This window comes from Pseudoalteromonas sp. TAE79 (assembly GCF_000498015.1).
Taxonomy (GTDB): Bacteria; Pseudomonadota; Gammaproteobacteria; order Enterobacterales; family Alteromonadaceae; genus Pseudoalteromonas.
In genome coordinates, this window is record NZ_AUTL01000141.1 from 1 (window position 1) to 4,503 (window position 4,503).

Annotated in this window: 1 protein-coding gene and 1 pseudogene; one reads left to right on the plus strand and one right to left on the minus strand. The window is 41.0% G+C overall.

Annotated elements, in window-relative coordinates:
• Window positions 1–204 precede the first annotated feature (204 nt).
• A pseudogene (locus L655_RS01000000125405) lies at window positions 205–1,792 on the minus strand (isocitrate lyase).
• A gap of 241 nt (window positions 1,793–2,033) precedes the next feature.
• Here L655_RS01000000125405 and L655_RS0109910 point away from each other — a divergent pair.
• A complete protein-coding gene (locus L655_RS0109910; protein WP_024604935.1) occupies window positions 2,034–4,223 on the plus strand; it encodes a malate synthase G in 2,190 nt (729 codons plus the stop codon).
• Window positions 4,224–4,503: the final 280 nt, after the last annotated feature.

Below are 4,503 nucleotides of genomic sequence, written 5' to 3' on the forward strand. Positions count from 1 at the left end.
TGTTGCTCGGTTTTTACTTAGCCCACTAGGTTACAAACCTCGCGCCGCGATTTAATCGCCCCTAGATTGAACAAATTTCAATCCACAAAGATCAACACGCCCTAGTTAAAGTCTGATCTGTAATTATGCTTCAATGTTCTAACTTTACTTAAAGCAATAAAAAAGGGCCTATTGGCCCTTGAGTAACACTATCTAGTTAGGAAGTTAAAATTGGTTCATGGTGTTATCTTCACCACCGGCTTTTAGCGCGTTATCACCAGAGAAGTATTCTTTGTGTGTATCGCCCATGTTAGACCCTGCTAGGTCTTGGTGCTTAACAGAAGCTTGCTCGCGGCGAATTTCTTGGCGTTGTACATCACGTACATAAGCCAGCATACCCATATCGCCAAAATAACCTTCTGATAAAATATCAGTGCTCAGCGCAGCTGTATGGTACGTAGGCAGAGTAATTAAGTGATGGAAAATACCTGCTTCACGTGCGCCATCGCGCTGGAAGTTTTGCACTAGTAAATCGGCTGCTTGCGCAAGTTCTGTTGCATCCATTTCTGGTGCCATAAGGCCTTTATTGTCGCCAAAGCTTGGGTAAGCACTAAGGTCACGGCCTGCTTCTTCCCACTCTTGATATACTTGCTCACGAAACTTAAGCGTCCAGTTAAACGAAGGCGAGTTGTTGTATACCAGTTTTGCATTTGGCACGTGTTCTTTAACACGATTTACCAGTTCTGCAATTTGCTTAACATGAGGTTTTTCTGTTTCAATCCACAGTAAATCAGCGCCCGACTGCAAGCTCGTAATACAATCTAGTACTACGCGGTCTTTTTCAGTGCCTTCGCGGAATTGAAATAAACCGTTATCTAGGCGAGTTGGTTTACATAACTGGCCATTAATTTTCATTGCTGTGTCGCCTTCATTTAAGTCATCAACACCGTTAATTGGCGTCGTTTCTAAAAATGCATTGTATTGGCTTGCTAAGTCACCTGGTGTTTGCGACACAGGTACTTTTTGAGTAAGGCTTGCACCTAATGAATCTGTACGTGCCACAATAATACCGTTATCAATACCAAGTTCTAAAAAGGCGTAACGTACTGCGTTAATCTTTGCTAAAAAGTCTTCGTGTGGAACGGTAACTTTACCCGCTTGGTGACCACATTGTTTGGCGTCAGATACTTGGTTTTCTATTTGAATGGCACACGCACCGGCTTCAATCATTTTTTTAGCCAGTAAGTAAGTTGCTTCTTCGTTACCAAAACCTGCGTCAATATCAGCAATAATTGGCACAACATGAGTTTCAAAGTTGTCTATTTTATCAATAACAGCTTGAACATCGCCGCCATTCGCTTTTGCTGCATCTAGGTCGTTAAACAAGTGGTCTAGTTCACGTGCATCAGCTTGCTTTAAAAATGTGTAAATTTCTTCAATTAATGCAGGTACTGATGTTTTTTCGTGCATACTTTGATCTGGCAGCGGACCGAATGCAGAGCGAAGTGCTGCAACCATCCAGCCACTTAAGTATACATAGCTGCGTTTAGTTGTTTTTTGATGGCGCTTAATAGCCATCATCATTTGTTGGGCAGTAAAGCCATGCCAACACCCTAAAGATTGGGTGTACAGGCTTNGCAGCCATATCTTCACGCATAACGTCTGCTGTGTATTGCGCAATTTCAATCCCTGTACGAAAACGGTTTTGTAAACGCATACGGCTTGCGTATTCAGGGTTAATAGCTTTCCATGCGCTGCCTTGTGATTGGCAAAGAGTAGAGAGTGTGTCTGTTTCGCGTTGATATGTTGTCATAATAAAATCCTTCGAACGAGTGTGTAAATTATTTTAATGTTGTGAGAGTGGCTAGGAGTGTGTGCTCCGTTTCGCTTGATTCAACATTAGGCTCCTTTTCTAGATTTAGTAAATTTATAGTTGTTATTGTGGCTATACATTTTGTGAATGGCTAAAAAGCACTCAACATTGCCTTTTTGAGTTATTGTTGCCTTAACGCACAAGCACACAACAACATCGCGACCGTTTAAGGAAGGTAATTATGTCCCACACTCTCACACATTCAGGACTCAGCGTAGACACACAACTCGCTGATTTTGTTAAAAATCAATTACTACCAGGCACTCACTTAAGTGAGCATCAATTTTGGCAAAGCTTTGCACATATAGTTCAAACACTTACCCCTACAAATAAGGCACTGCTTGAAAAGCGAGAATTGCTTCAACAGCAAATAAATGACTACCATCTTGCTAATAAAACGTGGGATAGCGTTAAGTACCATGCCTTTTTGCAAGATATTGGCTATTTAGTTAAAGAGCCTGCCAACTTTGAAATTGAAACCAAAAATGTAGAACCCGAAGTAGCCCTTACAGCAGGCCCTCAGTTGGTTGTGCCTGTAAGTAACGCACGCTTTGCACTTAATGCCGCTAACGCACGTTGGGGTTCGTTATACGACGCTTTATACGGTACAGATGTGTTAAGCGAAGACGATGGAGCCGAAAAAGGCAATACCTACAATCCTGTTCGTGGTTTTAAGGTAATGGCCTACGCTCGCCAGTTTTTAGATAAAGCATTGCCGTTAACTAATGGCTCGCATATAGAAAGCACTAATTATTCAGTAGTAGATGGCGCACTTTTAATTACGTTACGTGATAGCTCTCAAACCACATTAGCTGACCCATCTCAGCTTATTGGCTATCAAGGTGAAGCACAAAACCCAACCGTAGTGTTATTAAAAAACAATGATTTACACATAGAGCTACATATAGATCACCACCACATTATTGGCCAAGCAGATAAAGCAGGCTTAAAAGATGTAGTGTTAGAGGCCGCGCTTACAACCATTATGGATTGTGAAGATTCTGTAGCTGCGGTAGATGCAGAAGATAAAGTACAAGTTTATAAAAATTGGCTTGGTTTGATGCAAGGTAACCTAGTTGAATCGTTTAAAAAAGGCGATAAAACCGTAGAGCGCACTCTGCAAAGTGATAAAACATACACCGCACTCGATGGCGGCACAGTTACTTTAAAAGGCCGTAGCATGATGTTTGTTAGAAACGTTGGCCATTTAATGACGAACCCAGCTATTACCGATGTGTACAATCAACCGGTATTTGAAGGCATTATGGATGCGATGTTTACTGCTACCGCTGCCCTGCACGACCTAAATAAAAAAACAGGTATAAAAAACTCAAGCGCGCAAAGTATTAATATAGTAAAACCAAAAATGCATGGCCCTGAAGAGGTAGCGTTTACTAACACTTTATTTAGCTTAGTAGAGGAAGCGCTAAGCTTACCTAAAAACACGCTTAAAATGGGTATTATGGATGAAGAACGCCGTACTTCTGTAAACCTAAAAGCCTGTATTTATGCAGCTAAAGAGCGTGTTGTATTTATAAATACTGGATTTTTAGACCGCACAGGCGATGAAATTCATACCTCTATGCAAGCGGGCGTTGTGCTTCCAAAAGCACAGATTAAGCAGCAATCATGGATACAAGCTTATGAGGATCGCAACGTCGATATTGGCCTTGCTTGTGGCTTAAGTCATAAAGCACAAATAGGTAAAGGCATGTGGCCAATGCCAGATAAAATGGCATTAATGATGGAGCAAAAACAAGCTCACCCTAAATCAGGCGCTAATACAGCATGGGTGCCCTCCCCTACAGCCGCTACTCTGCATGCAATGCATTATCACGATATAAACGTATTTACCGAGCAGCAAAGTATAGCTAAACGTGCTATTGCGAGCCTTAATGACCTGCTTACACCGCCGCTAATGACAGATGCTAAAACGCTTTCAAAAGAAGATATTCAAAGTGAGCTAGAAAACAACGCACAAGGTATTTTAGGTTACGTTGTACGTTGGATTGATCAAGGCGTTGGTTGCTCAAAAGTACCCGACATTAACCATATCGGGCTAATGGAAGATAGAGCAACACTGCGTATTTCAAGCCAGCATATGGCTAATTGGTTGCTAAATGGCGTGTGTTCACAGGCGCAAATAAAATCAACAATGGCTAAAATGGCCAAAGTAGTTGATGGTCAAAACGAGCACGACACTGCGTATACACCCATGGCAATAAACGAAGAAACCCTTAATAACAGCATTGCGTTTCAAGCTGCACTTGCACTGGTTTTGGAGGGTGTAACACAACCTAGTGGTTACACTGAACCACTACTACATAGCTACCGTATAAAATATAAAGCACAAAAAACGAATACGCTTTAACCGCTTAAGCAAAGTTCAGATTAAGTGCTAAACCAGCTTTTAAGCTGGTTTTTTATCGCCTAAAATTAGAATAACATCACTTTTAAGGCATTTTAAAGGTATATAGATAATACACATGAATATCTAACATTTATTCAAACGTAAAAAAGCGTGTTTTGCATACACAAAACACGCTTTTTAAATCTTTTAGCTAGGGCGTGTTGATCTTTGTGGTATGAAAAACAAACAGCATGAAGATAAGGTATAATTGAATTCGCCAGAAAACTTTACACCGAACCTA

Coding starts and splice junctions, on each gene's coding strand:
- L655_RS0109910 (WP_024604935.1), top strand. CDS start 2,034: ATGTCCCACACTCTCACACATTCAGGACTCAGCGTAGACACACAACTC.